24 protein-coding genes and 1 riboswitch are annotated in these 25,009 nt (G+C 67.5%); of the genes, 7 read left to right on the top strand and 17 right to left on the bottom strand.

Translation table 11 applies throughout. The features are described 5' to 3' along the window. Positions 1-9 precede the first annotated feature (9 nt). Entirely contained in the window at positions 10-864 is an 855-nt protein-coding gene (gene otnI / locus A1D30_RS14605; protein ID WP_063461456.1) for a 2-oxo-tetronate isomerase, read from the bottom strand. 192 nt (positions 865-1,056) lie between these two features. Here otnI and A1D30_RS14600 point away from each other — a divergent pair, with 192 nt between their 5' ends. Both A1D30_RS14600 and A1D30_RS14595 read left to right on the top strand, forming a co-directional pair. Continuing rightward, entirely contained in the window at positions 1,057-1,506 is a 450-nt protein-coding gene (locus A1D30_RS14600; protein ID WP_063461455.1) for a MerR family transcriptional regulator, read from the top strand. Positions 1,507-1,581: 75 nt separating this feature from the next. Next, positions 1,582-2,250 carry an NAD(P)H-dependent oxidoreductase gene (locus tag A1D30_RS14595; protein ID WP_063461454.1) on the top strand — a complete coding sequence of 223 codons (669 nt, stop codon included), beginning with the start codon at positions 1,582-1,584 and terminating at the stop codon, positions 2,248-2,250. Here A1D30_RS14595 and A1D30_RS14590 read toward each other — a convergent pair. The 4 genes from A1D30_RS14590 to A1D30_RS14575 form a co-directional block, all read right to left on the bottom strand. Further along, the gene (locus tag A1D30_RS14590; protein ID WP_063461453.1) at positions 2,210-3,364 is read right to left on the bottom strand and encodes a glycerophosphodiester phosphodiesterase; all 1,155 of its coding nucleotides are present in this window, start codon (positions 3,362-3,364) and stop codon (positions 2,210-2,212) included. The two genes, A1D30_RS14595 and A1D30_RS14590, sit on opposite strands and share 41 nt — an antisense overlap. A gap of 68 nt (positions 3,365-3,432) precedes the next feature. Further along, on the bottom strand, positions 3,433-4,017 hold the full coding sequence (gene metW / locus A1D30_RS14585; RefSeq protein WP_063461452.1) for a methionine biosynthesis protein MetW: 585 nt from the start codon (positions 4,015-4,017) through the stop codon (positions 3,433-3,435). Next, positions 4,014-5,219 carry a homoserine O-acetyltransferase gene (locus tag A1D30_RS14580; RefSeq protein ID WP_063461451.1) on the bottom strand — a complete coding sequence of 402 codons (1,206 nt, stop codon included), beginning with the start codon at positions 5,217-5,219 and terminating at the stop codon, positions 4,014-4,016. Before A1D30_RS14580 ends, metW begins: the two co-directional genes overlap by 4 nt. 150 nt (positions 5,220-5,369) lie before the next feature. Further along, positions 5,370-5,939 carry a TMEM165/GDT1 family protein gene (locus A1D30_RS14575; RefSeq protein ID WP_063461450.1) on the bottom strand — a complete coding sequence of 190 codons (570 nt, stop codon included), beginning with the start codon at positions 5,937-5,939 and terminating at the stop codon, positions 5,370-5,372. Positions 5,940-5,944: 5 nt separating this feature from the next. Beyond that, positions 5,945-6,136, bottom strand: a riboswitch (yybP-ykoY riboswitch). Positions 6,137-6,381: 245 nt separating this feature from the next. Here A1D30_RS14575 and A1D30_RS14570 point away from each other — a divergent pair. Together A1D30_RS14570 and A1D30_RS14565 are read left to right on the top strand one after the other, a co-directional pair. Next, entirely contained in the window at positions 6,382-6,792 is a 411-nt protein-coding gene (locus tag A1D30_RS14570; RefSeq protein WP_063461570.1) for an RNA-binding protein, read from the top strand. Positions 6,793-7,144: 352 nt separating this feature from the next. After that, entirely contained in the window at positions 7,145-7,681 is a 537-nt protein-coding gene (locus A1D30_RS14565) for an RNA-binding protein (RefSeq protein ID WP_063461449.1), read from the top strand. A gap of 225 nt (positions 7,682-7,906) precedes the next feature. Here A1D30_RS14565 and A1D30_RS14560 read toward each other — a convergent pair whose 3' ends face one another. From A1D30_RS14560 to A1D30_RS14545, 4 genes are all read right to left on the bottom strand, one after another. After that, positions 7,907-8,683, bottom strand: a complete 777-nt coding sequence (locus tag A1D30_RS14560) for an SDR family oxidoreductase (RefSeq protein ID WP_063461448.1) — start codon at positions 8,681-8,683, stop codon at positions 7,907-7,909. Between the two features lie 147 nt (positions 8,684-8,830). Beyond that, positions 8,831-9,448 carry an LPS export ABC transporter periplasmic protein LptC gene (lptC, locus tag A1D30_RS14555; protein ID WP_063461447.1) on the bottom strand — a complete coding sequence of 206 codons (618 nt, stop codon included), beginning with the start codon at positions 9,446-9,448 and terminating at the stop codon, positions 8,831-8,833. After that, on the bottom strand, positions 9,445-10,014 hold the full coding sequence (locus A1D30_RS14550; RefSeq protein WP_063461446.1) for an HAD hydrolase family protein: 570 nt from the start codon (positions 10,012-10,014) through the stop codon (positions 9,445-9,447). The genes lptC and A1D30_RS14550 overlap by 4 nt, the downstream gene beginning before the upstream one ends. Positions 10,015-10,016: 2 nt before the next feature. Then, positions 10,017-11,018 (bottom strand): KpsF/GutQ family sugar-phosphate isomerase, encoded by a 1,002-nt coding sequence (locus tag A1D30_RS14545; protein WP_063461445.1) that lies wholly within the window; start codon positions 11,016-11,018, stop codon positions 10,017-10,019. 124 nt (positions 11,019-11,142) lie between these two features. Here A1D30_RS14545 and A1D30_RS14540 point away from each other — a divergent pair, with 124 nt between their 5' ends. Then, positions 11,143-13,128: a monovalent cation:proton antiporter family protein gene (locus tag A1D30_RS14540; RefSeq protein ID WP_063461569.1), complete on the top strand. Its 1,986-nt coding sequence runs from the start codon at positions 11,143-11,145 to the stop codon at positions 13,126-13,128. Between the two features lie 123 nt (positions 13,129-13,251). On the opposite strand, the gene A1D30_RS14535 is transcribed toward A1D30_RS14540, so the two are convergent. Next, positions 13,252-16,311, bottom strand: a complete 3,060-nt coding sequence (locus tag A1D30_RS14535; RefSeq protein WP_063461444.1) for an EAL domain-containing protein — start codon at positions 16,309-16,311, stop codon at positions 13,252-13,254. A 202-nt stretch (positions 16,312-16,513) separates the two neighbouring features. Here A1D30_RS14535 and A1D30_RS14530 point away from each other — a divergent pair, with 202 nt between their 5' ends. After that, entirely contained in the window at positions 16,514-17,068 is a 555-nt protein-coding gene (locus A1D30_RS14530) for an adenine phosphoribosyltransferase (protein ID WP_063461443.1), read from the top strand. Between the two features lie 99 nt (positions 17,069-17,167). On the opposite strand, the gene A1D30_RS14525 is transcribed toward A1D30_RS14530, so the two are convergent. From A1D30_RS14525 to rpmH, 7 genes are all read right to left on the bottom strand, one after another. Continuing rightward, positions 17,168-18,118, bottom strand: a complete 951-nt coding sequence (locus A1D30_RS14525) for a hypothetical protein (protein ID WP_063461442.1) — start codon at positions 18,116-18,118, stop codon at positions 17,168-17,170. Between the two features lie 111 nt (positions 18,119-18,229). Next, positions 18,230-18,721: a cyclic nucleotide-binding domain-containing protein gene (locus A1D30_RS14520; RefSeq protein ID WP_063461441.1), complete on the bottom strand. Its 492-nt coding sequence runs from the start codon at positions 18,719-18,721 to the stop codon at positions 18,230-18,232. Between the two features lie 107 nt (positions 18,722-18,828). Next, positions 18,829-20,268, bottom strand: coding sequence for a tRNA uridine-5-carboxymethylaminomethyl(34) synthesis GTPase MnmE (mnmE, locus tag A1D30_RS14515; RefSeq protein WP_063461440.1), 1,440 nt, complete (start codon positions 20,266-20,268; stop codon positions 18,829-18,831). A 149-nt stretch (positions 20,269-20,417) separates the two neighbouring features. Further along, complete coding sequence (yidC, locus tag A1D30_RS14510) at positions 20,418-22,130, bottom strand: membrane protein insertase YidC (RefSeq protein ID WP_063461439.1); 1,713 nt, start codon at positions 22,128-22,130, stop codon at positions 20,418-20,420. Further along, the gene (yidD, locus tag A1D30_RS14505; RefSeq protein WP_063461568.1) at positions 22,127-22,423 is read right to left on the bottom strand and encodes a membrane protein insertion efficiency factor YidD; all 297 of its coding nucleotides are present in this window, start codon (positions 22,421-22,423) and stop codon (positions 22,127-22,129) included. The genes yidC and yidD overlap by 4 nt, the downstream gene beginning before the upstream one ends. Continuing rightward, positions 22,423-22,938, bottom strand: a complete 516-nt coding sequence (locus tag A1D30_RS14500) for a ribonuclease P protein component (protein WP_063461438.1) — start codon at positions 22,936-22,938, stop codon at positions 22,423-22,425. Before A1D30_RS14500 ends, yidD begins: the two co-directional genes overlap by 1 nt. Before the next feature lie 73 nt (positions 22,939-23,011). Next, entirely contained in the window at positions 23,012-23,146 is a 135-nt protein-coding gene (rpmH, locus tag A1D30_RS14495) for a 50S ribosomal protein L34 (protein WP_005798102.1), read from the bottom strand. 408 nt (positions 23,147-23,554) lie between these two features. On the opposite strand from rpmH, the gene dnaA reads away from it, so the two are divergent. Next, positions 23,555-24,979 (top strand): chromosomal replication initiator protein DnaA, encoded by a 1,425-nt coding sequence (dnaA, locus tag A1D30_RS14490; protein WP_063461437.1) that lies wholly within the window; start codon positions 23,555-23,557, stop codon positions 24,977-24,979. Positions 24,980-25,009 lie beyond the last annotated feature (30 nt).

The following is a 25,009-nucleotide window of genomic DNA, read 5'->3' as shown; positions in this document are numbered from 1 at the left end:
CGATTGCGCCTAGGAACCTGCTGCAGACCCCGCTGTGGCCCCCGCTGTGCACCCCGCCAGTGCCCGGTCCCGCCACGCCAGTCCGGCCGAGGTATCGGCCGCCGGGCGGTATTCACACCCCACCCAGCCGCTGTAGCCCAGCGCGTCCAGCGTCTCGAACAAAAACGGGTAGTGCAGCTCGCCCCGGTCGGGCTCGTGGCGGCCGGGCACGCCCGCGATCTGGACATGCGCCACGCGGCCCGTGGGCAGGTAGCGCTGCAGCTTGGTGGCCACGTCGCCCTCCACGATCTGGCAGTGGTACAGGTCCATCAGCACCTGGAGGTTGTCGGCCTGCACGGCGTCGAGCAGTTCGTGCGCGTGGTCCTGGCGGTTCAAGAAGTAGCGCGGCACATCGCGCAGGTTGATGGGTTCGATCAGCACCTTGCGCCCGGCGCGCGCGGCCTCGGCCGCCGCCCAGCGCAGGTTGCCCGCGCACAGGTCCTTGAGGGATTCGCGCTCCACCCCCGGCGGCACGATGCCCGCGAGCACATGGATGTGCGGGCAGTCCAGCGCCTCGGCATAGCGCAGCGCCTCGTGCACGCCCGCGCGGAACTCGGCCTCGCGCCCGGGCAATGCGGCCGTGCCGCGCGCGCCCTGGTCCCAGGCCGTGGCCATGGCGGCGCGGTCGGTGCCACCGGCCGGGGCGTTCATCAGCACCAGCTGCAGGCCGTGGTCCGCCAGCCGCGCGGCCAGCTCGGCGGGCGCGAAGGCGTAGGGGAACTGGCACTCCACCGCCGTGAACCGGTCGCGCGCGGCGGCGGCAAAGCGGTCCAGGAAGGGCAGCTCGGGGTACATCAGACTCAGGTTGGCGGCGAACTGGGGCATGGCGGGCGGGGGCGCGGGGCGCAAGACAACAAGGAATACAAGGAGAACGCGGCAGCTTATCCTGCACAGCGCGCACACCCTCGCACACCACACCAAAATACAAGCAAAAAAGGCCGTCTGCGCGCGATGGATATGCCTTTATAGCTATATATTTAATAGCATTCCATTCAACCCACAAAACGCCCGCCCACCATGCGCATCGGAGAACTCGCCCACCGCACAGGCACCACGCCCAAGGCCATCCGCCTGTACGAAGCACGCGGCCTGATGGGCGCTGTGGCGCGTGCGGGCAGCTACCGCCACTATGGCGAGGCCGATGTGGCGCGTGTGTTGCTGATCCGCCAGGCGCAGGCGCTGGGTTTTCGGCTGGCAGAGCTGGACGGCCTGCCCCACATCGACACCACCGCAGGTTGGGAGCGCATGGCCCAGCTGGTGGCCCAGCGCCGCGCCGCCGTGGCGCAGGAGCTGGCCCGCCTGGCCGCGCTGGACGCCCAGCTGGCGCTGCTGGAGGCCGAGCTGCACACCTGCGACACGCTGGCCGTGCCCGCCACGCCCCAGGCCTGCGTGGCGCCGAGCGCATTGGTGGCCCCACCGCCGCCACATGCCCCACGGCGTTCACCCGCTCCCCACCGGCATCTTTGACCGGACCGCTTGACTCTGCCCCACGGGGCAAGGTGAGCATGCCGCCATCAACAACTTCTGTGTGATGGAGATTCCGTGGCAAAACAGCACATCCTGGTCATCCTGGGCCACCCCGCCGCCGACAGCCTGTGCGCGGGCATGGCACACGCCTATGCCGAGGGCGCGCGGCAGGCGGGCGCCGAGCTGCGCTTTCTGGACCTGGGGCAGCTCACGTTCAACCCGCTGTTCCAGGGCTATGGCGCGGCGCAGCCACTGGAGCCCGACCTGCTGGCCGCGCAGGCAGACATCACCTGGGCGGACCACCTGGTGTGGGTCTACCCCCTCTGGTGGGGTGCCATGCCTGCGCTGCTCAAGGGGTTCATCGACCGCGTGCTGCTGCCGGGCTACGCGTTCAAGTACCGCCAGGGTTCGTCGCTGTGGGACAAGCTGCTGGCCGGGCGCTCGGCCGAGCTGCTGGTGACCATGGACTCGCCGCCCTGGTACTTCCGCTGGGTCACGCGCATGCCGGGCCACCACCAGATGAAGAAGGCCATCCTGGAGTTCTGCGGCATCCGGCCGGTGCGCGTGCACAGCTTTGGGCCGGTGCGTTCGGCCAGCCCGCACCAGCTGGCGCAGTGGGTGGATGCCGCACGCCAGCTGGGTGCACGGCAGGCCCGGCGCGGGCCACCGGACCGCAGCGCACGGCCGGTGGTGCAGCCCTCGGCTACGGCTTCGGCGACAACGACACCTTCGACGCCGACGTGAAGGCTGACACCGCCGCGCGGCCCACGGCCGGATCGTCGGTGAAAAAGCCATCGATGCCCGCACGCAGATAGGCCGTGATCTCGGCCACGCTGTCGCCGCGCACGGTGCCGTCGGTGGCGGGCGCCTTTTTCAGCCCGGCGGGCAGGAAGGCGTTTTCGGGCCGCAGCGTCCAGATGTGCACGCCCAGGCCTTCGGCGCGGGCGCGCGCCACCAGCGGGGTGGGCTCGCCCGGCACGCCGTCTTTCACCGGCACCACCAGCGTCTTGAACGGGCCGATGGCATTGGCGTAGGTAGCCACCTGCTTGAGGCCTTCGGACGTGATCAGGTCGGCATAGGCGCGCGTGTTGGCCGCGCCCTGGGCCACAAAGTCATAGGGCCGGCCGGATGGCGCGACCAGTTGCACCAGGCGCACGCTGCTGAGCTTGCGGATCGCCTGCAGGTTGCTGACCTCGAACGACTGCACGAACACGGGCGCATCCTTGTGGTTCCAGCCGTTCTTCTCCAGCGCTGCCAGCAGCGGTGCCTCCAGCGGCAAGCCGATGGACTGGAAGTAGGTGGGGTGCTTGGTCTCGGGGTAGATGCCGATGGTGCGGCCCGTCTTCGCGCTCTGGGCCTTGGCCAGGTCGATGACCTCCTGCAGCGTGGGCACCTCGAACTGGCCGTTATAGGCCACGTTGGCCGGGCGCTGCGCGGGGATGCGCTCGCGGGCGCGCAGGGTCTTGAGTTCGGCCAGCGTGAAGTCTTCGGTGAACCAGCCGGTAATCTGCTGGCCGTCGATGGTCTTGGTGGTTTTGCGGCCCGCAAACTCGGGGCGGTCCACCACGTCGGTGGTGGCTTCCTTCACCGAGCCGTCGGCGCCCAGGATGGCCATCGCGTTCTCGTGCCGGGCCACCAGCACGCCGTCCTTGGTGATCACCAGGTCGGGCTCGATGATGTCGGCGCCGTCGTCGATGGCCTTCTGGTACGCGGCCAGCGTGTGCTCGGGCCGCAGGGCAGATGCGCCCCGGTGGGCAATGACGGTGGGGGTGGGCGGCCAGGCCTGGGCCACGGCGCCCAGCGCCCAGGTGGTGAGCAGCGCGGCAGCGGTCACGGCGCGCAGTGCAATGTGTTTCATGCGGGTCTCCTCCAAACAGAGCCCGCACCTTAGCCGATGCGCTTGACAGCGGTGTGTCGCGCGGACGCCTAGGCGTGTTCGAAGTGGAACACCGCCGTGCCCGCACGTGCGTTGGGCAGCCAGCGCACTTCTTCGCCATCCTGCAGCCCGAAGGCGTCGAGGATGCGCAGGTCGTTCTTGGTGGCCAGCACCTCGAAGTCCTTGTAGGTACCCACGCGGATGTTGGGCGTGTCGTACCACTGGTAGGGCAGGCGCCGCGTCACGGGCATGCGCCCGCGCAGGATGGACAGGCGGTTGGGCCAGTGCGCGAAGTTGGGGAAGGCCACCACGCCCGTGCGGCCCACGCGGGCTGTCTCGCGCAGCATGGTTTCGGCATTGCGCAGGTGCTGCAGCGTGTCGATCTGCAGCACCACGTCAAAGCTGTTGTCGTCAAACATCGCCAGCCCTTCGTCGAGGTTGAGCTGGATCACGTCCACCCCGCGCTGCACGCAGGCCAGCACGTTGGCGTCGTCAATCTCCACGCCGTAGCCGCTGCAGCCGCGCTCGCGCTGCAGGTAGTCCAGCATGGCGCCGTTGCCACAGCCCAGGTCGAGGACGCGCGATCCGGGGGGCACCAGGCGCGCCAGGGCTTGCATTGCCGCTTTGTCCGTCATGCTTGCAACTCCTTGGCAATGCTATCGAAGTAAGAGCGCATCACGCCCATGTAGCGAGCGTCATCGAGCAAAAAGGCATCGTGCCCGTGGGGTGCGTCGATCTCGGCGTAGCTCACGCGGCGGCGGTTGTCGAGCAGCGCCTTGACGATCTCGCGGCTGCGCTGGGGCGAGAAGCGCCAGTCGGTGGTGAAGCTCACGAGCAGGAACTTCGCCGTGGCGCGGGCCAGGGCGCGTGTGAGGTTGCCGCCATGCGCGCGGGCGGGGTCAAAGTAGTCGAGCGCGCGGGTGATCAGCAGGTAGGTGTTGGCGTCGAAATAGTCGCTGAACTTGTCGCCCTGGTAGCGCAGGTAGCTTTCGATCTGGAACTCGATGTCTTGCGTGCTGTACAGGTAATCGCGGAGGTCCGGCGCTGGGCCGCCCCGAGCCGGACCAGCCCCCTCGGGGGGCAGCGAACCACGCGCAGCGGGGAGCGTGGGGGCACGCAGACTGCGGCCGAACTTCTCGTTCATCACGTCGTCGCTGAGGTACGTGATGTGGCCGATCATGCGGGCGATGCGCAGGCCGCGCTTGGGGATCACACCATGGCGGTAGAAGTGCCCGCCGTGAAAGTCCGGGTCGGTCACGATGGCGCGGCGGGCCACTTCGTTGAAGGCGATGTTCTCGGCAGTGAGGTTGGGTGCGCTGGCCACCACCACGGCGTGGCGCATGCGCTCGGGGTACTGCAGTGTCCAGCTCAATGCCTGCATGCCGCCCAGGCTTCCGCCCAGCACGGCGGCCAGTTGCGTGATGCCGAGGCGGTCGAGCAGGCGGGCCTGGGCGTTGACCCAGTCTTCCACGGTGACCACGGGGAAGTCCGCGCCATAGACCTCGCCCGTGTCCGGGTGGTTGTGCATGGGGCCGGTGGAGCCGAAGCAGGAGCCCAGGTTGTTCACACCGATGACGAAGAAGCGGTCGGTGTCCACCGGTTTGCCGGGGCCGATCATGTTGTCCCACCAGCCCTCGCTCTTGTCCTGCCCCGCATAAACACCTGCTACGTGGTGCGAGGCATTGAGGGCGTGGCACACGAGCACCGCGTTGGAGCGGTCGGCATTGAGCGTGCCGTAGGTCTCGTAGGCCAGGTGGTAGTCGCGGAGGGACGCGCCGCTTTGCAGCGGGAGCACCTCCGGGAAATGCAGGGACTGGGGTGTGGCAAAAAACGACATAAAAAAACCCGGCGTCGCTAAAAACGAGGCCGGGCACGGATGTCGGACGGGTCTTTAGCAGGATTTATAAAGCGCCCGCAAGCTGTGGCAAATCGGCGCGTTCGGCAAATATACCAAAAGCGCCTACCACTGTGTCCATGTCCGTGTCCGTCAGTTGCCCGTGGGCGCGAAGATCGCCAACAGCCCCAGCACCAGGAAGATCACGGCCGACACCACATGCACCGCACGGATCGGCACGCGGCGCGTGATGCGTTCGCCCAGCCAGACCACGGGCGCGTTGGCGATCATCATCCCGAGCGTGGTGCCCGCCACCACCCACAGGTAGGCGTTGTACTGCGCGGCCAGCATGACGGTGGCGATCTGCGTCTTGTCGCCCATCTCGGCCAGGAAGAATGCGACCACGGTGGTGCCAAACACACCCCAGCGCGGCGAACCATCGGCCTCGCCTTCGTCCAGTTTGTCGGGGATCAGCATCCACACGGCCATCGCAATGAACGACGCGCCCAAAATCCAGCGCAGCACCTGCGGCACCACGAAGGTGGTCACCCAGGCGCCCACGGCACCGGCCAGGCCGTGGTTGACCAGGGTGGCGACCAGGATGCCCAGCACGATGGGCCAGGGTTTGCGAAAGCGGGCGGCGAGCACCAGCGCCAGAAGCTGCGTCTTGTCGCCCATTTCGGCGAGCGCGACGATGGCGGTGGAGATGAAAAACGGTTCCATGTGGGGGTCCTATCCGGCCGGATGGGTGGAAAACGCATTGACTGCACCCCGACTCCGGCCATGTGGATCGGTTTGCAGTCAATGGTCTCGCCCAGCTAAAAAACCGCATACGCCATAGGCCCACCGGGCCCAAGTTTGTTGACGCATGCCCCCGGTGCGTTGCACAGCCGGGCGGGCTACTCCCCAAAGACCCGACGATTTTACCCTATGGTTTGTCCGGAGATTGGCCACAAAACCACGCCGTTCGCCTGTTTTGGGGCGTCTGGCCCAGAAATAATCCCCCACACCGCCCATAAAGTGATTGATAATGGGTTCGCTTCTCTGCTTGCAGAGGGGCAGCTAACTTAGCGGTGATTGGTCAGTTTCGCGTCTTTGAAGTCGTCACAGGTTTGTTGATTGCGTCGGGCTCCATCGCGTTTTCATGTTTTTTCAGGAGTCCTTCATGGGCAACAAACTCTACGTGGGCAACCTGCCCTATTCCTTCCGCGACCAAGATCTGGAACAAACCTTCAGCCAGTTCGGCTCCGTGGGCAGCGCCAAGGTCATGATGGAGCGCGACACCGGCCGTTCCAAGGGTTTCGGCTTTGTCGAAATGGGCAGCGATGCCGAAGCACAAGCTGCCATCCAAGGCGTGCATGGCCAAAACTTTGGCGGCCGTGACCTCGTGGTCAACGAAGCCCGTCCCATGGAGCCCCGCGCTCCCCGTAGCGGTGGCTTCGGTGGCGGCAATGGCGGCGGCGGCGGTTACGGCGGTGGCCGTAGCGGCGGTGGTGGTGGCTACGGCGGCGGCGGTTACGGCGGTGGCCGTGAAGGCGGCGGTGGCGGCTACGGCGGTGGCCGCGGCGGTTACTAAAAAGACCATTTCTGCAGGCGTTCGCGTCTGCAGATGGCAAAAAAGAAGGAGCCTTTGGGCTCCTTTTTTTATTGCCAGGCCGTCCTGCACAACAGGTGCCGCCCCTGAGCCGATGGCCTGCGCGGCGGTGGAGCCCGGGGCCATTTCTGGTGCCCGCGCAGCATGGGCGCCACAACGGACATTGCCGCTTGCTTTTTCCGCAAAAGTGTGGCGCATAATGGGTTGGCGGGGTTCTCCCGCTTTCCAAGTTTGCGGGGATCCGTCAGTTTCGCGCTGAGAGCGTCATTGAGATTAGCTGGCTGCGTTTTCGGGACTCCATCGCTTTATCCATGTGTTTTTGAGGAGTCCCTCGATGGGCAACAAACTGTACGTCGGCAACCTGCCTTATTCCGTGCGCGACAGCGATCTGGAGCAGGCTTTTGGCCAATTCGGCGCGGTCACCAGTGCCAAGGTGATGATGGAGCGTGACACGGGCCGTTCCAAGGGCTTTGGCTTTGTGGAAATGGGCAGCGACGCAGAAGCCCAGGCGGCCATCCATGGCATGAACGGCCAGCCCCTGGGCGGCCGCAGCATCGTGGTCAATGAAGCCCGTCCCATGGAGCCCCGCCCGCCCCGCAGTGGCGGTTTTGGCGGCGGCGGTGGTGGCGGCTACGGCGGCGGTGGCCGCAGTGGTGGTGGCGGTGGTTACGGCGGCGGCCGTGAAGGCGGCGGTGGTGGCTATGGTGGCGGTGGCCGCGATGGCGGCGGCGGTTACGGTGGTGGTGGTGGTGGCGGCCGTGGCGAAGGCGGCTTCCGCAGCCCCTACGGCTCCGGTTCGCGCAACGGCGGTGGCGGCGGTCGCAATGGTGGTGGCGGCGGCTACGGCGGTGGCGGCAACGGCGGCTACTGAGCCCTCCGTCCGGTTTTCTCGCAAGAAGCCCCTTCGGGGGCTTTTTTCATGCCCCGACATCCAGGGCGTGGCGTCCTGCCAAACCTTGGCGACGCTGAAACAGCCCACCGATTTCAAAACTGGCACTGCACCGGCCAGCGCTCCCGCGCAAGGGCCGCCAAGCCGCGCATACGGCGCTTCGCTGGCGGGCGCCGGGAACGTCCCAGCGCGCAACGCCCCAGGGGGCTACTCGTCGATTCGGCGTTTGCGCGGGCGTCCCGCCAGCACCTTGTCGAACACGGCATTGGGCAGCAGGCGCAGCAGTTTGGCCACCACGCCCATCTGCCAGGGGATGACCCGGTAGCTCACGCCCGCAGCAATCGCCCGGTAGGCGCGGTCGGCAAAATCCCCGGGCTGCATCAGGAACGGCATGCCGTAGCGGTTTTTCTGGGTGAGTGGTGTGTCGATGTAGCCGGGCGAGATGGTGACCACCCGCACGCCGTGCGGGCGCATTTCGCCACGCAGGCTTTCGCAGTAGCTGATGACGGCGGCCTTGCTGGCGCAGTAGGCGCCGTGCCCCGGCAGGCCCCGGATGCCCGCCACGCTGCCAATGCCCACCAGTGTGCCGCTGCCGCGCTGCACCATGCCATCCACAAAGGGCTGGAAGGTGGCGGCCATGCCGATGTTGTTGGTGGCAAAGGTGCGCGCCATCACCTCGATGTCGCTGCGCACGGCGGTGTCCATGCCCACGCTGATGCCAGCGTTGGCGATGACCACGTCGGGCACCCCCTGGCGCGCCAGGCAGGACTGGCCTGCGGCCACGATGCTGTCGGCCACGGCCACATCAGCACTATAAATTTCATAGCAATCAGAGCTTATCCCTTGCGCGGTAGCCCATGTTTTGACCTCTTCTGTGCGGCGCGCAGCCAGGGCCAGCCGGTAGCCCGCCTGGTGAAAACGCAGAGCCAGTGCCTGGCCAATGCCGCTGGACGCGCCGGTGATGAAAACGAGGGGGGTGGTCATCTCAGTTATCCGTTGTGCTGTGAATCACCCGCAGCGCGTGAAACTGGCGCGCAAGGGCCGCCCCGCCACGCTGGCTGCGTCCCCCGTCCCCTGGCGCGAAGCGCGCAGAGAGAAGGGGGAAGGCGCGAAGCGACTCAGGGGGTTGTCTCATTTCTTGCCCGGCAGGATCATGCCGCGCACGCGCCCGCGCAATTGCAGCACCTGGTCAAGGTTGTCGTAGTCCATGCCATCGGCCGTGAAGCGGTCGTTGCCCCGCGTGAGCGTCACGGGCTGGTCCGACCGCACGCGCTCGGTGTTGGTGAAGGCGTGCAGGAACTCGCCCCGGAACTCCATGCGCGGCTGCGCCAGCGCCCCGGGTTTGGCGGGCAGGGGCTCGCGGGTGACGATGGCGTTGCCAAACAGCTGCACCTCCGAGCCATCGGCATTGCTCAACGCACGGTTGGCGGTCGCCACGGTGAGCCGACCGTCAAGGCCGATCGAGCGCATGCGGACCTTGTCGATCTCCAGCGTGTCCGTGTCGGGGTAGTGCCGGGCTTCCGTGCCCTGCACCTCGCTCTGCAGGCGTCCCGTGGCGTCAAAACTCTTCACCGAAAAATTCTTCATGAAGTAGTCGGGCTGGTGTTTGACGGGGCGGTCGATGGCGGGCAATTGCGGCATGGGCGCATTGCGCACCAGCCACCAGGTGCCCAGGGCCAGCAGGCCCATCAGCAGCACGGGCAGGTAGATCGAGAGCTGGTCCCAGCCCTGGCGGATCACACGGATCATGCGGTGTAGTCCGCCAGCAGCGCGGCATAGCGGCCCGTGGCCACGAGCAGCAGGTCGCACAGCTCGCGCGCCGCCCCGTCGCCGCCGCGCGCCTGGGTGACGAAATGCGCCGCGTGGCGCACCTCGGTCTGGGCGTTGGCAGGCGCGCAGGCAAACGCGCTGCGGCGCATGACGGGCAGGTCGGGCCAGTCGTCGCCCATGGCCGCCGCCTGCGCCCAGGTCAGGCCCAGGGTGGCCAAAATCTGCTCGGCGGCGGGGCGTTTGTCTTCGGTGCCGAACACCGCGTGCTCGACGCCCAAAGCTTTCAGGCGCACCCGCAGCGGCGCAGAGTCCCGCCCCGTGATCACAGCAGGCGTGATGCCCGCCTTTTGCAGCAGCTTGAGGCCATGCCCGTCCAGCGTGTTGAAGCGCTTGATGGTTTCGCCCGTTTCGCTGAAGTACAGGCCGCCGTCGGTGAGCACGCCGTCCACATCAAAAAAGGCCACGCGCACGCCCTGGGCGCGCAGCAGCAGCTCGGGGTCGATCTGCAGGGCAGGGGAAGAGGAGGTCTGCGAAGACTGCGCCATCGTCAGATCACCTTCGCCCGCATGAGGTCGCCAATGTGCACCACGCCCACCAGCACACCCGCTGCATCCAGCACCAGCACACTGGTGATGGCATGCGCCTCCATCATTTCGGCGGCGTCCACAGCCAAGGCATCAGGAGCAATCCGGCGCGGGTGGGGGTGCATGACCTGGGCGGCCGTGGCCGTGCGCAGGTCCGCCCCGGCCTCGATTCGGCGGCGCAGGTCGCCGTCGGTGAAGATGCCCAGCACCTGCCCGGCGGCATCGACGATGGCCGAGGCGCCCAGGCCCTTGGCGCTCATCTCGCGCATGAGGTCGCTGAACGAGGCCTCGGGCGCCACGCGCGGCACCTCGGTGCCCGAGCGCATCACGTCGCTCACGTGGGTGAGCAGCTTGCGGCCCAGCGCACCGCCGGGGTGCGAGCGGGCAAAGTCTTCGGGGCGGAAGCCCCGGGCGTCCAGCAGGGCCACGGCCAGCGCATCGCCCATGGCCAGCTGGGCCGTGGTGCTGGCGGTGGGGGCCAGGTTCAGGGGGCAGGCTTCGCGCTCCACGCTGCAGTCCAGCACCAGGTCCGCATAGCGGGCCAACGTGGACTGCAGGCCGCCGGTCATGGCGATCAGCGGGGCGCCCAGGCGCCGCAGCACGGGCAGGATGGCCGTGAGTTCGCCGCTTTCGCCGCTGTTGGAGATGGCCAGCACCAGGTCGTCGCCCGTGACCATGCCCAGGTCGCCATGGCTGGCCTCGGCGGGGTGCACAAAAAAGGCGGGGGTGCCGGTGGATGCGAGCGTGGCAGCAATCTTGCGGCCCACATGGCCACTTTTGCCCATGCCCATCACCACCACACGGCCCCGGGCCTGCAGCACCATCTGTACGGCCTGGGCAAACACGCCATCGACGCGGGCCGCCAGTCCGGTCAGGGCCGCAGCCTCGATATCAAAGGTTTCGCGGGCCAGGCGCAGGGCCTGGTCGGCATCAAAAGGGGGCAGCGCGGCGGGGGCGGGAGTCATCCGGGGATTCTATCGACCGGGCATGCCCGGCGGGCCCTGCCAACGGATGCCCTCTGGCACGGACCGTGCATCGCCTGCAGAAAACATCCTTGCTGGCGCACAAGCCTCGGATAGCATCGAACCCATGTCTTCTCTCGCCCTCACACTGCTTTACCTGCTGGCCGCGGTGCTGGGCGTGGTGACTTGCCGCAGCCTCAAGCTGCCGCCCATGCTGGGCTACCTGGCGGCCGGGGTGCTGATTGGCCCGCACGCGCTGGCGCTGGCCCAAAACTCCGAGGGTGTGCGCCACCTGGGCGAGTTCGGCGTGGTGTTCCTGATGTTCGCCATCGGGCTTGAGTTCAGCCTGCCCAAGCTGCGCGCCATGCGCAAACAGGTGTTTGGCCTGGGGCTGATGCAGGTGGTGCTGACCATGGTGGTGCTGACGGTGCTGGCCCTGGTGCTGTCGCGCTGGGCAGGCGGGGTGTGGGACATGGGCTGGCAGACGGCGCTGGCGCTGTCGGGCGTGATGGCCATGAGCAGCACGGCGATTGTGGTCAAGCTCATGGCCGAACGGGCCGAGCTGGAGAGCGAACACGGCCGCCGCGTGATGGGCATCCTGCTGTTCCAGGACCTGGCCGTGGTGCCGCTCTTGGTGCTGATTCCGGCGCTGGGGTCGTCGCCCGACCAGTTGCTCACCTCACTGGGCTGGGCGCTGATCAAGGCCACGGTGCTGGTGGGCCTGCTGCTCACCGGCGGGCAGCGCCTGATGCGCTGGTGGCTCACGCTGGTGGCGCGGCGCAAGAGCGACGAGCTGTTCATGCTCAACCTGCTGCTGATCACGCTGGGCCTGGCCTGGCTGACCGAGGTGGCGGGCCTGAGCCTGGCGCTGGGCGCCTTCATCGCCGGGGTGCTGGTGTCCGAGACGGAGTACAAGCACCAGGTGGGCACGGACATCCGGCCCTTCCACGACGTGCTGCTGGGCCTGTTCTTCATCACCATCGGCATGATGCTGGACTGGCACATCCTGGTGGACCGCTGGGCGCTGGTGCTGGCGCTGCTGGTGGTGCCGCTGCTGCTCAAGCTCGTGATCATCCTGGTGCTGGCGCGCGGCATGGGCGCCACCACGGGCGTGGCGCTGCGTACGGGGCTGTACCTGGCGCAGGCGGGCGAGTTCGGGTTTGTGCTGCTGTCGCTCACGCAGGGCAACGGGCTGGTGCAACCGGCGCTGATGAACCCCATCCTTGCGGCCATGGTGCTGTCGATGTTGGCCACGCCCTTCCTCATCATGTACAGCAACCGCATCGTGATGAAGCTGGTGGCCAGCGACTGGCTGCAGCAGTCGCTGCAGATGACGAGCATCGCGCGCAAGTCCATCAACACCAGCAAACACGTGATCATCTGCGGCTACGGCCGCTGCGGCCAGAACCTGGCGCGCATGCTGGAGCACGAGGGCATCCCCTACATGGCGCTGGACCTGGACCCGGACCGCGTGCGCCAGGCGGCGGCGGCGGGCGACTCGGTGGTGTACGGCGACGCCACCCGCCTGCAGGCCCTGATGGCCGCCGGCCTGGTGCGCGCGAGCGCCGTCGCCGTGACCTACATCGACGTGCCCGCCGCGCTGAAGGTGCTGGCCAATGCGCGCTCGCACGCGCCGCAGGTGCCGGTGGTGGTGCGCACACAGGACGATGCCCACCTCGACAAACTGCAGGAAGCCGGTGCGACCGAGGTGGTGCCCGAGGCGATTGAAGGCTCGCTGATGCTGGCCAGCCACGCGCTGGCCCTGGTGGGCGTGCCCATGCGCCGCGTGCTGCGGCTGGTGCAGGACCAGCGCGATGCGCGCTACAACCTGCTGCGCGGCTACTTCCACGGCGCGGACGATGACACGGTGAACGAGCGCGACCAGGAGCGCCTGTCCACCCTGAACCTGCCACCCGGCGCCACCGCCCTGGGCCACAGCCTGGGCCAGCTGGCCCTGCCCGCGATGGGTGTGCGCGTGGTGAACCTGCGGCGCGGCAACGGCCACCTGAGCGCGGCCGTGGACGAAGCCCTGCTGGCCGAAGGCGACACGCTGGTTCTGTCAGGCCACCCGGCGGCGCTGGCGCTGGCAGAGGACAAGCTGCTCCGAGGGTGACCGCCCTGGGCGGCTGCGCAGCAGCAAGGACTGCGCCAGCGGCAGAGAGGGCGCCGAATTCTGATTAAAAATCGGCCTTACCGCGCTCCCACCATGCCTTTGTAGCTATATATTTAATAGCGTTCAGAGCTGCGCAGCAGGCCCGGGCCGCCCGAACAGGTAGCCCTGGAAGCGCTGGCAGCCGTTGCGCAGCAAGAACGCGCGCTGGCCTTCGGTTTCCACGCCCTCGGCCACCACGTCCAGGGCCAGGCTGTGGGCCAGGGTGATGATGGTGCAGGCGATGGCGGCGTCGTTGGGGTCGGTGAGCACGTCGCGCACAAAGCTCTGGTCGATCTTGAGCTGGTCCAGCGGCAGGCGCTTGAGGTAGCTCAGCGACGAGTAGCCCGTGCCAAAGTCATCCAGCGCAAACCCCACGCCCAGCGTGCGCAGGGCCTGCATCTTGAGGATGCTGTCCTCCACGTCGTGCAGCAGCAGGCTTTCGGTGAGCTCCAGCTTGAGCCGCCGCGCATCCGCGCCCGAGTCGCGCAGCACGGCCAGCACGTCTTGCACAAACTCGCTCTGGCGGAACTCCTGCGCGCTCACGTTCACGGACAGGGTCCAGCCGGCCCTGGCGGGGTCGGCCGCCCACAGTGCGAGCTGGTGGCAGGCCATGGCCAGCACCTGCCGGCCCAGGGGCAGGATGAGGCCGGTCTGCTCGGCCAGCGGGATGAAGTCGGCGGGTGGCACCATGCCGCGCTGGGGGTGGTTCCAGCGCACCAGGGCCTCGGCGCCCAGCAGCTGGCCGGTGGCGTCCACCACCGGCTGGTAGTGCAGCAGGAACTCGGCGCGCGCAAGCCCCAGGCGGATGTCGCCCTCCAGCGCCGAGCGCGCGGACGCGGCGGCCTGCATGGCGGGGTCGAAGAAACACAGCATGTTGCGCCCCTGGGCCTTGGCCTGGTACATGGCCAGGTCAGCGCGCTTGAGCAGCTCCTGCACCGGCTGCTGCGCGTCCCGGAACAGCGCGATGCCGATGCTGGGCGTGCTGTGCATCTCGCAGCCCTCGATCTGGTAGGGCTGGTTGAGCGCGGCCAGCACCTTCTGCGCCACCGCTTCGGCCTCGGCGGCGGCCTCGGCCTCTTCGGCGTGCAGGCCTTCGATCACCACCACAAACTCGTCGCCCCCCAGGCGTGCCACGGTGTCGGTGGCGCGCACACAGGCGCTCACGCGGGCGCCCACCTGCACCAGCAGCCGGTCGCCCCATTCGTGGCCCAGGGTGTCGTTGATGCCCTTGAAGTTGTCCAAGTCGAGGAACAGCAGGGCGCCGTGGCAACCCTCGCGGGTGCTGGAGGCCACAGCGCGCTCCAGCCGGTCCATCAGCAGGCGCCGGTTGGGCAGGCCGGTGAGTTCGTCATAAAACGCCAGGCGCTGGATCTGGGCCTCGGCCAGCTTGCGCTCGGTGATGTCGCGCGCCACGCCCCGGTAGCCGGTGAAGCGGCCTTCGGCATCGAAGATGGGCTCGCCGCTGATCGACACCCAGATGGGCTGGCCGTCGTGGGTCCGGCGCTGCATCTCGAAGTCGTGGAACACCTGGTGCGCCTCCAGCAGCGCGCGGTGGTCGCGCCACTGGCCTTCGTCCACAAAGGTCTCGGGCAGCTCCCAGCGCGTGAGGCCGTAGTGCACCTCGTCGGGCACGCCGGTTTTCTGCTGGGCATTGCCGTCCAGCCGCACAAAGCGGAACTGCGCGTCCTGCTCCCAGTACCAGTCCGACGAGAGCTGCGTGAGGCTGCGCCAGCGCGCCTCGCTCAGGCGCAGGGCCTCCAGGGTGCTGAGGTAGTCGGTGACATCGGTGAAGGTACGCACCCGCCCGCCGGGCTCCAGCGCGCGGGTGCGCACCTCGATGTAGCGGCCATTGTGCGTGCGCCGCACGTACGAGTCAGGCATGGTGAGCTGCCCGCCGTGCGCCGCGTATTCCGAGGCCACGTAGTTGCGCGCCATGGGCTCGATGAGCTGGAACTGCGGACCGAAGTCGCCCCGCTCGGTCTGGAAGCGCACCACGTCCTCCACCTTGGGCTGGCTGGCCAGCAGGTCCTCGGGCAGGTCGAGCAGCTCCAGGTAGCGCCGGTTGTAGACCCGGATGCGCCCTTCGGCGTCCACGCTGGTGATGCCCTGGGAGATGTTGGCCAGCGTGGCCTCCAGCGCCCGGGTTTTTTCGCCCAGCAGGGCGCCGGTGCGCAGCAGTTCGGCATCAATCGCGCTGCGGGCCAGCTCGGCGCGGCGCGCGGTCTCCAGCTGGCCCACGGTATTGAGCAGGGGCTGCAGGAACGACACATCCGCCTGCGAATAACCCTCGGCGCGGTTGGCCAGGCCCACCATGGCCACCAGCTCGCCCGCCGCGTGGATGGGCAGGCCCAGGTAGGTGTGCAGCGTGGGGTGGCCCGGCGGGGTGCCTGCGGCGCGCGGGTCGTGGCAGGCGTCGTTGCTGATCACGGGCTCGCCAGAGACCAGGGCCGCGCCCACCAGCGAGTGCAGGCTGTCGAACACCATGCCCTCCTCGGCGTGCTGCGCATACAGCGCGCGGGAGGCCGCGTCCCAGCTGATGTCGGTCATGGCGTGCACCCGCAAGAAGGGGTGGCCGTCGGCCGCGCGCTGCACCTGGCCCACCAGGCCGAAGGCGCTCTGGCTGAGCGACATCAGTTCTTCGAGCAAGGCCTCGAACGCCGCCCGGGGCCCGGAGCTGGCGATGAACATGGCCTGGGCGCGCGAGATGGCCTGCAGCAGCCGGTGCTGGCGCGCCAGCATGGCCTCGGCCGCCAGGCGGGCGCGGGCGCTAGAGCTGCGCTCAAGCACTGCGTCGATCTGCGCGGGCAGTGTGAGCAGGTAGTCCAGGGCCGGGTCCTGCACGGCAAAGTCGTCAAAGCCATGCCGCATGGCCTGCGCCGCATGGGTTTCGGCCCCCATGCGCACGATGATGATGGCGGGCACACCGGCCAGCAGCTGCAGCAAATCAAAGGCCGTGCCCCCCAGGGTGCTCTGGGCGGCCAGCACGATGTCGGGCCGCCGCTGCTGGTGCTGCAGGTGTTCACGCGCCTGCGCCAGCGACGCACAGACTTCCACCTGCCAGCCCGACCAGGGGTCTGCCAATGCGCCCGCCACCGCCTGGGCATGGGCGTGGTCGCCTTCGATCAGCAGGATGGAGATGGGCATGGGCCAATCTTCTGTGGAAGGGCTTGGCCTGCAAGGCAGCCGCGCCGGGGGTGTAACAGCAATGAAACATTATGGGGGCTGGGGGTGGCCCCGGGAGCGCAGAACAGCGCACGCAGGCGGCTGATTACACTTCAGCCCTTCGCGCGGGAAAGCCGTTGCCCGGCCCCCACACCCGTGCCCCTTGATCCCCTTCTCTTTTCCCATGCAGCCACTCAGCGTCAACGACTACCTCCGCCAGCACATCCGCACCGTGCCCGACTGGCCCGCAGCGGGCGTGCAGTTCCGCGACATCACGCCGCTGCTGCAGGACCCCAAGGTGTTCCGCGTGCTCATCGACGCCTTTGTGCACCGCTACATGGACAAGGCCCTGCGCCCCGATGTGGTGGCCGGGCTGGATGCGCGCGGCTTCATCCTGGGTGCGGTGGTGGCCTATGAACTCAACGTGGGCTTCGTGCCCATCCGCAAGAAGGGCAAGCTGCCCTTCACCACGGTCGAGGAGACCTACGAGCTGGAGTACGGCAGCGCCACCGTGGAGCTGCACACCGACGCCGTGAAGGCGGGCGACCGCGTGCTGCTGATCGACGACCTCATTGCCACCGGCGGCACCATGATGGCCGGTCGGCGTCTGCTGGAGAAGCTGGGCGCCACGGTGACCGAAGGCGCGGCCATCGTGGACCTGCCCGAACTGGGTGGCTCGGACCGCCTGCGCGCATCGGGCCTGCCGCTGTACACGCTGGTGGATTTTGCGGGGCACTGAATCAGGGCCTGATGGACGCGCCTAGCGGCGCAACGCCCGCCACAAGCAAAGAAGCCCTCCGCATGGAGGGCTTCTTTTTTGGGAGACCGCGCCCGGCGCTCAGCGCAGCTCGCCGTACTGGGTGCTGCTGAGGTCGGGCGAGGGGCTGTCTGCCCCGGGCATTTCGGTGTCTTCAAACCCGGTGGGCTGCGCCGGGGGGAGCAGCGGGCCGGAGCGCACGGGCACGCCCGGCTTGGCCGCCGCTGCCGGGGCCGCCGTGGCGCCTGCCGCGTTGGCCAGGGCGCGCTTGAAGGCGGCCACTTCGTCGGCCTCGATGGGTTCGAACCGGGGGGCAGGGCGCTGCTCGCCCACCGGCGCCGCCACAGGGGGCCGGGCGGGTGCCGCAGTAGCCGGGGGTGCGGCCGGGCGCTGGGGTGCTGCGCCGACGGGTGCAGCTGTGGGTGCAGGCGCTGGAGCCGGAGCTGACGCTATGGGGAAGATGGGGTTGGCAGGTGCCACCACCGGGGCGGGTGCCGCCACGGGCGGCTTGCGCACCGGGGCCGCAGCCACAGGCGCCGCTGGCACAGGCAGCGCCGCCCCCTGGGGCGCCACGCCTTTTTGGGGAATGCCCACGGCCACATGGTCATTGATGCGCCAGTACACGGCCGTCACCAGGATGTCGTAGCGGGTCTTGGCGGTCTGGGCGATCAGCGCCTCGATTTCGGACAGGCGCACCGTCTCGCCGCCATATTCGCGCGCCAGGTCCATCATCACCAGGAACTGGCGGCCGCGCTGGTCCAGCGACAGCACCTTGAACTTGTAGCTGGCCGACAGCACCCCGGCGCGCACCATGGCATCACGCACCACGGTGTAGAGCAGCTCGCGGCGCTCCATGCGCTCGTTCTTGCGGTTGGCCGCGTGTTCGGGGGGTGGGGGCTCGACCAGGGGTTTGCCCATGCGGCCGGGGTGCAGCGGCACGGTGGCGTCGGCATTCAACAGACCCGACGGTTCTGCGGCTGGCCGGGGCTTGGGGGGGGCGGGTTTGCGGCTGAACCAGCTGAACAGGGACATGGCTTGCTTTCTTCGGATGGTGCCTGGACAAAATCCAAATCGAGTGTAACTTGCTGTACCCCTCGCACAGCCCCGAACAAGCCCGCAAATCCCGCGTCTGCGGGGCGCCTGTCAGGTCGCCGCAACGCGGCGGCGGCGGTTGCCCAGGCGCTTGGCCAGCACCGCCCCGGCAGCCATCGCCAAACCCAGGGCAATGGCGGGCTGGCGGTTGGTGAGTTCGGTGAAGCGGATGGCCGTGAGGCTCCAGAGCTTGCAGGGCGCACTGGCCTGCACAGTGGCGCTGCGCGCGCGGTGCGAGAAAAACGCGCCTTCGCCCACCACCGAGCCCGCGCCCACGATGGCCAGGCGCAGGCGCTCTTTTTCGTCCTGGTAGTGCACGCTCAGGCTGCCGCTTTCCACCAGGTACAGGGTGCGGTCGGTGGCCCCCTGGCTGAAAAGCACCTGCCCGGCGGGCAGCACCACGGGCAGCAGGTAGGACGAGAGCACCTCCCACTGCGCGGGGGAGAGGGGGTTGGTCATGCTGTCGTCAGCGGTGGTTTGCGCAATGGCGTCCAGCAAACCTTTGAGGTCAACCTTGATGGCAGCGGGGGTGGGGGCATTCATGATGCGTCGAAAGTACCGTTGTTACAGATCGGACACAAGCGCTGTTTACGTCCGTTTACAACATAAGCGACAGGCGGCGGCGCGGGCGCCCTGGCCGGGCGCCCCGCCTACTTGCCGATGCAGAAGCTGGAGAAGATCACGCCCAGCAGGTCGTCGGAGCTGAACTCGCCGGTGATGGCGCTCAGGGCGTTCTGGGCCAGGCGCAGTTCCTCGGCCAGCAGATCGAGGGCCGGGCCCTGGGCCTGCAGCTGGTCGGCGGCCTCCTGCAGGTGGGCCGACACGGCGCGCAGCGCCTCGATGTGGCGGGCGCGCGCGATGTAGAGGCCTTCAGGCGCCGACTGCCAGCCCGCCACCTCCAGCAGGATGCGCCGCAGCCGGTCCAGCCCCTCGCCCGTGCGTGCAGACAGCCACACGCCCGGCCGGGTTTCGGCGTGCCCGGCCCCTTCTGCGGCGGTGGCGGCCCCCCCCGGGGCGCGGTCCAGCTTGTTCCAGACATCGATCACCGGGATGGTTGGAGGTAGTTTTTGGGCCAGTGCGCGCGCTATGTCTGCCTCAGAAGCTATGTATTCCATAGCATCCTGGCGCGACAGGTCGTGCAGGAACAACACCGCGTCGGCCCCCGCAATCTCGTCCCAGGCGCGGGCGATGCCAATGCGCTCCACCTCGTCGTCGCTGTCGCGCAGGCCCGCAGTGTCGATGATGTGCAGGGGAACCCCCTCGATCTGGATGGTCTGCTGCACCTTGTCGCGGGTGGTGCCTGCGATGGGGGTGACGATGGCCAGTTCGGCCCCGGCCAGCGCGTTGAGCAGCGAGCTTTTGCCCGCATTGGGCTGCCCGGCAATCACCACCTTGATGCCCTCGCGCAGCAAGGCGCCCTGGCGCGCCCGCTGCATCACCGAGGCCAGGGTCTGCTGCAGATTCGATAGCTGCCCGTGCGCATCGGCCTTGCGCAGGAAGTCGATTTCTTCTTCAGGAAAGTCGAGCGTGGCCTCGACCAGCATGCGCAGATGGATGAGCGCATCGCGCAGGCCATGGATCTCGGCCGAGAACGCGCCGGTGAGCGAGCGGCTGGCGCTGCGCGCGGCGGCCTCGGTGCTGGCGTCGATCAGGTCCGCAATCGCCTCGGCCTGTGCCAGGTCGATCTTGTCGTTCAGGAAAGCCCGTTCGGTGAATTCGCCCGGCTGGGCCACGCGCAGGCCCGGCAGGCAGGGCTGGCCCGTGGCCGGGTCGGTGGCGGCGCCCGCCTCCAGGCAGCGCGCCAGCAGCAGCTGCAGCACCACGGGCCCGCCGTGGGCCTGCAGCTCCAGCACGTCCTCGCCGGTGTAGCTGTGCGGGCCGGGGAAGTACAGCGCCAACCCCTGGTCGATGGCCTGGCCCTGCGCATCCCTAAACGGCAGGTAGGTGGCCTCGCGGGGCTTGAGTGCCCGGCCGCACAGGGCCTGCACCAGCGCGCCGATGGCCCGGCCCGACACCCGCACGATGCCGACGGCACCCCGGCCCGGAGCGGTAGCGATGGCGACGATGGGGTCCTGGTGGCGGGGGAGCATGGGCGGCAATCTATGGAAAAGGAGCGCCGAAACTGGCGCGGCCCAGGCGCGAGACACCGCGCAAGGGCCGCCCCGCCGCGCTGGTGTCGTCCCCCTTCCCGCGCGAAGCGCGAGAGAAGGGGGAAGCGGCGCAGCCGCTCAGGGGGATGTCACTTAAAACTGGGCAGATTGAACTGCGGTGGCACCCCCATGCGGGTGTTGATGATCCACTGCTGTGCAATCGACAGGATGTTGTTCGTCAGCCAGTACAGCACCAGACCGGCCGGGAAGAAGAAGAACATCACACTGAAGATCAGCGGCATGAACCACATCATCTTGGCCTGCATCGGGTCTGGCGGTGCTGGGTTCAGGGCCGTCTGCAGCAACGAGGACAGCGTCATCAGCAGGGGCAGAATGAAGAACGGGTCGGGCGTGGACAGGTCGTGGATCCAGCCGATCCAGGGCGCGTTGCGCATCTCGACGCTGGACAGCAGCACCCAGTACAGCGCGATGAACACGGGGATCTGGATCATGATGGGGAAGCAGCCACCCATGGGGTTGACCTTTTCCTCGCGGTAGATGCGCATCATCTCCTGCTGCATCTGCTGCGGCTTGTCCTTCAGGCGCTCGCGCATCTCCATGATCTTGGGGTTGATGGCCTTCATCTTGGCCATGCTGGCGTAGGCCTTGGCGTTGAGCCAGTAGAACGCGATCTTGAGCAGCAGCACCAGGCCCACAATCGCCCAGCCCCAGTTGCCCAGAATCTTGTGCAGCTGGTCCAGCAGCCAGTACAGCGGCTTGGACAGGATGGTGAGCCAGCCGTAGTCCTTGACCAGTTCCAGGCCGGGGTACAGCTTTTCCATCATCGTCTCGACCTGCGGGCCCGCAAACAGGCGCGCGTCCACGGTCTTGCTCGTGCCGGGCTCGATGGCGCCCAGCGAAGTCAGCATGCCCACAGAGTACAGGTTGGTGTCCACCTTGCGGGTGAACAGCTCGCGCTGGGTGCCGTCGGCCAACAGCCAGGCGGTAGCGAAGTAATGCTGCACCATGGCCACGTAGCCATTGGGCGAATCGCGGGGGATATCAACCTTGCCGTTTTCGATGTCCTTGAACTCGATCTTCTGGTACTTCTTGGCGTCGGTGTACACGGCCGGGCCGGTGAAGGTGGAATAGAACGACGACTCGCCCGGTGGCTTGTTGCCGTCACGCACCAGCTGCAGGTACAGCTGGGGCGACACGGCAGCGGCGCCGGTGTTGACGACTTCGTGCTTGACGGCGATGTCATAGGCGCCGCGCTTGATGGTCCAGGTCTTGGCCAGCTTCACGCCACCCTGGCTGGGCGACTCGAAGCGGATGCTCAGCTCGTCCTGACCGTCCTTGAGTTCACGCGGGCCGGGCACGGCCGCCATCACGGTCTTGTGCGTGGGGAAGCCACCACCGATCAGCCCCGTCTGCGCCACGTAGACGCGCTGGGCGCTCTCGTCCAGCAGCAGGAAGTTGCGGTTCTTCTCGGTCATGTCGGCGTGCTGCAGCAGCTCGGCATGGGTGAGCGTGCCACCTTCGCTGTCGAAGGTGAGGCGGTACAGGTCGGTCTTGACCTCGATGCGCTCCCGCGCGGCTGCGGGTGCAGCGGCCGGGGCGGGCTGGCCCGGAACGGCCGCAGCGCCCTGGGCAGCAGCCGCCGCCACAGGCGCCGTGGACGCAGGCACACTGGCCGCGCCCGTGGCACCGGACGCTGCGCTTGCAGCGGCAGACGCGGTCACGGCCGGGGTGGTGGGGAAAAACGTGGCCTTGTTGCCGTTGTGCAGTTGCCACTTGTCCCACAGCAGAACCATGGAAAAGCCAAAAATCACCCACAGGATGGTGCGGCGAATGTCGTTCATGAAGACTTCTTTGGTGAGGGTGGTTGGGTGGTGGAGGATTGTTGCAGCCGCGAAAAAAGCCTCATGCCGCGCGGCAGTTCTCGGGGGACCGGATCGTGGCCCCCATCACACCAGGGGTGGCAGCGTACCAGCCTGCGCACCGTGAGATAGCTGCCCGCCGCCGCGCCATGCCATTCCAGCGCCTGCAGCGAATAGGCCGAGCAGGTGGGCTCGAACCGGCAGGCCGACCCCAGCCAGGGGCTGAGGAAAAACCGGTAGCCCTTGACCACGCCCATCAGCAGGCGCTGCATGATCATGGCGCCACCTCGTGGGCAGGCAGCACCTGCGAAGCAGGCGCCGGAGCGGGCACTGCGGCCCCGCCACCCGCACGCCGGGCGGCATGGCCAAACAGCTGCAGCAGCTCTGCACGCACGGCCTGCTTGAGCTGGTCGGACGTGGCGCTCACAAACTGCTTGCGGTCAAACGCCGTGCGCAGGCGCACCACATGGGCGGCCTGGGGCAGGCGCGCTTCAAACGTGGCGCCCACGGTGTAGATCTGCCGCTTGATGGTGTTGCGTGTCACGGCCCGGCGCGCCCAGCGCTTGGGCACCATCGCGCCCAGCCAGACATCCGGCACGGCAAACAGGGCCTGCGGCCCTTGCGTTGACGGCAAGGAGCCGGGCCCTGTGGGTGCAGCACTGGCGAGATTGGCAGCAGCGCTGCCAGCAACATCCAGCACCAGACGGTGCAGCGCAAAATGCGCTGTGCGGGAGACGGTGCCCCCAGCCATGGCGGCCTGGAACTGCGGACGGGTTTTTAGCCGTTGCATGCAGGCACCCCGTTTGGAACCTGACGGTGCAAACCGGGGGCAGGCGGGGAGCAGACCGTAGACCGGGACGGCCTTAGACGGCCAGGCGCTTGCGGCCCTTGGCGCGGCGTGCGTTGATAACGGCACGGCCGCCGCGGGTCTTCATGCGGACGAGGAAACCGTGGGTGCGCGCGCGGCGCGTCTTGGAGGGCTGGTAAGTACGTTTCATGGTGCTATTCCTTGAGGTTCAGTTCCGGACTGCTGCTCTTGAACCCCTGCCTTGCTCGGCTGAAAACCAGCCAGACAGAAGCAGAAATAACGGCGCGCCGGGTCAAATCACCCTGAACACATTCAGGGAAACCCAAAATTATCGCAGGCTTGTGACCCTCTGGCAATGCCTTTCGGCGGGCAGGCCTATCCGCAAGCCACCCGGCGGGGCCGCCACAGCCCCGTTTGCCCCACCCCAAGCGGGCCTTTGGCGATCACCATGCGCCCGTTTTGAGACCCCGGGGATGCCAGCCCATCAACCCCGGAATCCCCCGATGACAGCCGCCGCGAAAATGTGGATAACTCCTTGACAAGCTACAATCCGCCGCCCAGCACCGTTCCTCCTATCCACAACAAGAATCCCCGATAAATGACCGAGGAACCCACCCGCAGCGCCCAGCCATCTCCCGGAGCCGATGCCGGACAAGGCCTGTGGCAAGCCTGCGTAGAACAACTGGCGCAAGACCTGCCGGAACAACAATTCAACACCTGGATCAAGCCCCTGGTCGCCCAGGTGGCCGAGGACTTCTCCAAGGTCACCCTGCTGGTGGCCAACCGCTTCAAGCTGGACTGGATCCGCGCCCAGTACGCAGGCCGCATCGCCTCCCTGCTGGAAGGCCTGTACGGCCAGCCGGTTTCGCTGGAGTTAGCGCTCGCTCAGCGGGAATCCGTTACCCGTACTTATGTACGCCCCGCATCTCCCGAACCCTCCAGCGCCCCGGCACCGGCAGAATCCCCGGCCGCCAGCATCGACGAGGCCCCTGCCGGTGCCTTCCGCAACCGGCTGAACGCCGCGCTCACGTTCGAGACCCTGGTGGAGGGCACCGCCAACCGCATGGCGCGCTCGGCCGCCATGCACGTGGCGGGCATGCCCGGCCACCTGTACAACCCGTTGTTCATCTATGGTGGCGTGGGCCTGGGCAAGACCCACCTGATGCACGCTGTGGGTAACCGCCTACTGCAGGACAAACCCGACGCCAAAGTTCTCTACATCCATGCGGAGCAGTTCGTGTCGGATGTGGTTAAGGCGTACCAGCGCCGCACCTTCGACGAGTTCAAGGAACGCTACCACTCGCTCGATCTGCTGCTGATCGACGATGTGCAGTTCTTTGCCAACAAGGACCGCACGCAGGAAGAATTCTTCAATGCGTTCGAGGCCTTGCTGACCAAGAAGAGCCACATCGTGATGACGTCGGACACCTACCCCAAGGGCCTGACCAACATCCACGACCGCCTGGTGTCGCGCTTCGATTCGGGCCTGACGGTGGCGCTGGAACCGCCCGAGCTGGAAATGCGCGTGGCGATTCTGATCAACAAGGCGCGCGTGGAAGGCACCGAGATGCCCGAAGAAGTCGCCTTCTTCGTCGCCAAGAACGTGCGCTCCAACGTGCGCGAGTTGGAGGGCGCACTGCGCAAGATCCTCGCGTACTCGCGCTTCAACCAGAAAGAGATTTCGATCCAGCTCGCCCGCGAGGCGCTGCGTGATCTGCTGTCCATCCAGAACCGGCAGATTTCTGTGGAAAACATCCAGAAGACGGTGGCCGACTATTACAAGATCAAGGTCGCCGACATGTACAGCAAGAAGCGCCCGGCCAGCATTGCCCGCCCGCGCCAGATTGCGATGTACCTGGCCAAGGAGCTGACGCAAAAGAGCCTTCCGGAGATCGGAGAATTGTTCGGCGGGCGCGACCACACCACGGTTTTGCACGCGGTGCGCAAGATTTCGGGCGAGCGCCAGCAGCTGACCGAGTTGAACCAGCAGTTGCATGTGCTGGAGCAAACGCTCAAGGGCTGAACCGGCGTGATCGAGGCGCCCCAGAGAAAA

This window comes from Acidovorax sp. GW101-3H11 (assembly GCF_001633105.1).
Lineage (GTDB): Bacteria > Pseudomonadota > Gammaproteobacteria > Burkholderiales > Burkholderiaceae_C > Acidovorax.
The sequence above is the reverse complement of the archived record's forward strand: the minus strand, read 5'-3'. Positions and strand labels throughout refer to the sequence as shown.

Coding starts and splice junctions, on each gene's coding strand:
- lptC (WP_063461447.1), bottom strand. CDS start 9,448: ATGATCCGTGTGATCCGCCAGGGCTGGGACCAGCTCTCGATCTACCTG.
- rpmH (WP_005798102.1), bottom strand. CDS start 23,146: ATGAAACGTACTTACCAGCCCTCCAAGACGCGCCGCGCGCGCACCCAC.
- A1D30_RS14580 (WP_063461451.1), bottom strand. CDS start 5,219: ATGTCGTTTTTTGCCACACCCCAGTCCCTGCATTTCCCGGAGGTGCTC.
- dnaA (WP_063461437.1), top strand. CDS start 23,555: ATGACCGAGGAACCCACCCGCAGCGCCCAGCCATCTCCCGGAGCCGAT.
- A1D30_RS14590 (WP_063461453.1), bottom strand. CDS start 3,364: ATGAAACACATTGCACTGCGCGCCGTGACCGCTGCCGCGCTGCTCACC.
- A1D30_RS14520 (WP_063461441.1), bottom strand. CDS start 18,721: ATGAATGCCCCCACCCCCGCTGCCATCAAGGTTGACCTCAAAGGTTTG.
- A1D30_RS14565 (WP_063461449.1), top strand. CDS start 7,145: ATGGGCAACAAACTGTACGTCGGCAACCTGCCTTATTCCGTGCGCGAC.
- A1D30_RS14540 (WP_063461569.1), top strand. CDS start 11,143: ATGTCTTCTCTCGCCCTCACACTGCTTTACCTGCTGGCCGCGGTGCTG.
- otnI (WP_063461456.1), bottom strand. CDS start 864: ATGCCCCAGTTCGCCGCCAACCTGAGTCTGATGTACCCCGAGCTGCCC.
- A1D30_RS14530 (WP_063461443.1), top strand. CDS start 16,514: ATGCAGCCACTCAGCGTCAACGACTACCTCCGCCAGCACATCCGCACC.
- A1D30_RS14600 (WP_063461455.1), top strand. CDS start 1,057: ATGCGCATCGGAGAACTCGCCCACCGCACAGGCACCACGCCCAAGGCC.
- A1D30_RS14525 (WP_063461442.1), bottom strand. CDS start 18,118: ATGTCCCTGTTCAGCTGGTTCAGCCGCAAACCCGCCCCCCCCAAGCCC.
- A1D30_RS14560 (WP_063461448.1), bottom strand. CDS start 8,683: ATGACCACCCCCCTCGTTTTCATCACCGGCGCGTCCAGCGGCATTGGC.
- A1D30_RS14535 (WP_063461444.1), bottom strand. CDS start 16,311: ATGCCCATCTCCATCCTGCTGATCGAAGGCGACCACGCCCATGCCCAG.
- A1D30_RS14570 (WP_063461570.1), top strand. CDS start 6,382: ATGGGCAACAAACTCTACGTGGGCAACCTGCCCTATTCCTTCCGCGAC.
- A1D30_RS14545 (WP_063461445.1), bottom strand. CDS start 11,018: ATGACTCCCGCCCCCGCCGCGCTGCCCCCTTTTGATGCCGACCAGGCC.
- A1D30_RS14500 (WP_063461438.1), bottom strand. CDS start 22,938: ATGCAACGGCTAAAAACCCGTCCGCAGTTCCAGGCCGCCATGGCTGGG.
- mnmE (WP_063461440.1), bottom strand. CDS start 20,268: ATGCTCCCCCGCCACCAGGACCCCATCGTCGCCATCGCTACCGCTCCG.
- A1D30_RS14550 (WP_063461446.1), bottom strand. CDS start 10,014: ATGGCGCAGTCTTCGCAGACCTCCTCTTCCCCTGCCCTGCAGATCGAC.
- A1D30_RS14575 (WP_063461450.1), bottom strand. CDS start 5,939: ATGGAACCGTTTTTCATCTCCACCGCCATCGTCGCGCTCGCCGAAATG.
- metW (WP_063461452.1), bottom strand. CDS start 4,017: ATGACGGACAAAGCGGCAATGCAAGCCCTGGCGCGCCTGGTGCCCCCC.
- yidC (WP_063461439.1), bottom strand. CDS start 22,130: ATGAACGACATTCGCCGCACCATCCTGTGGGTGATTTTTGGCTTTTCC.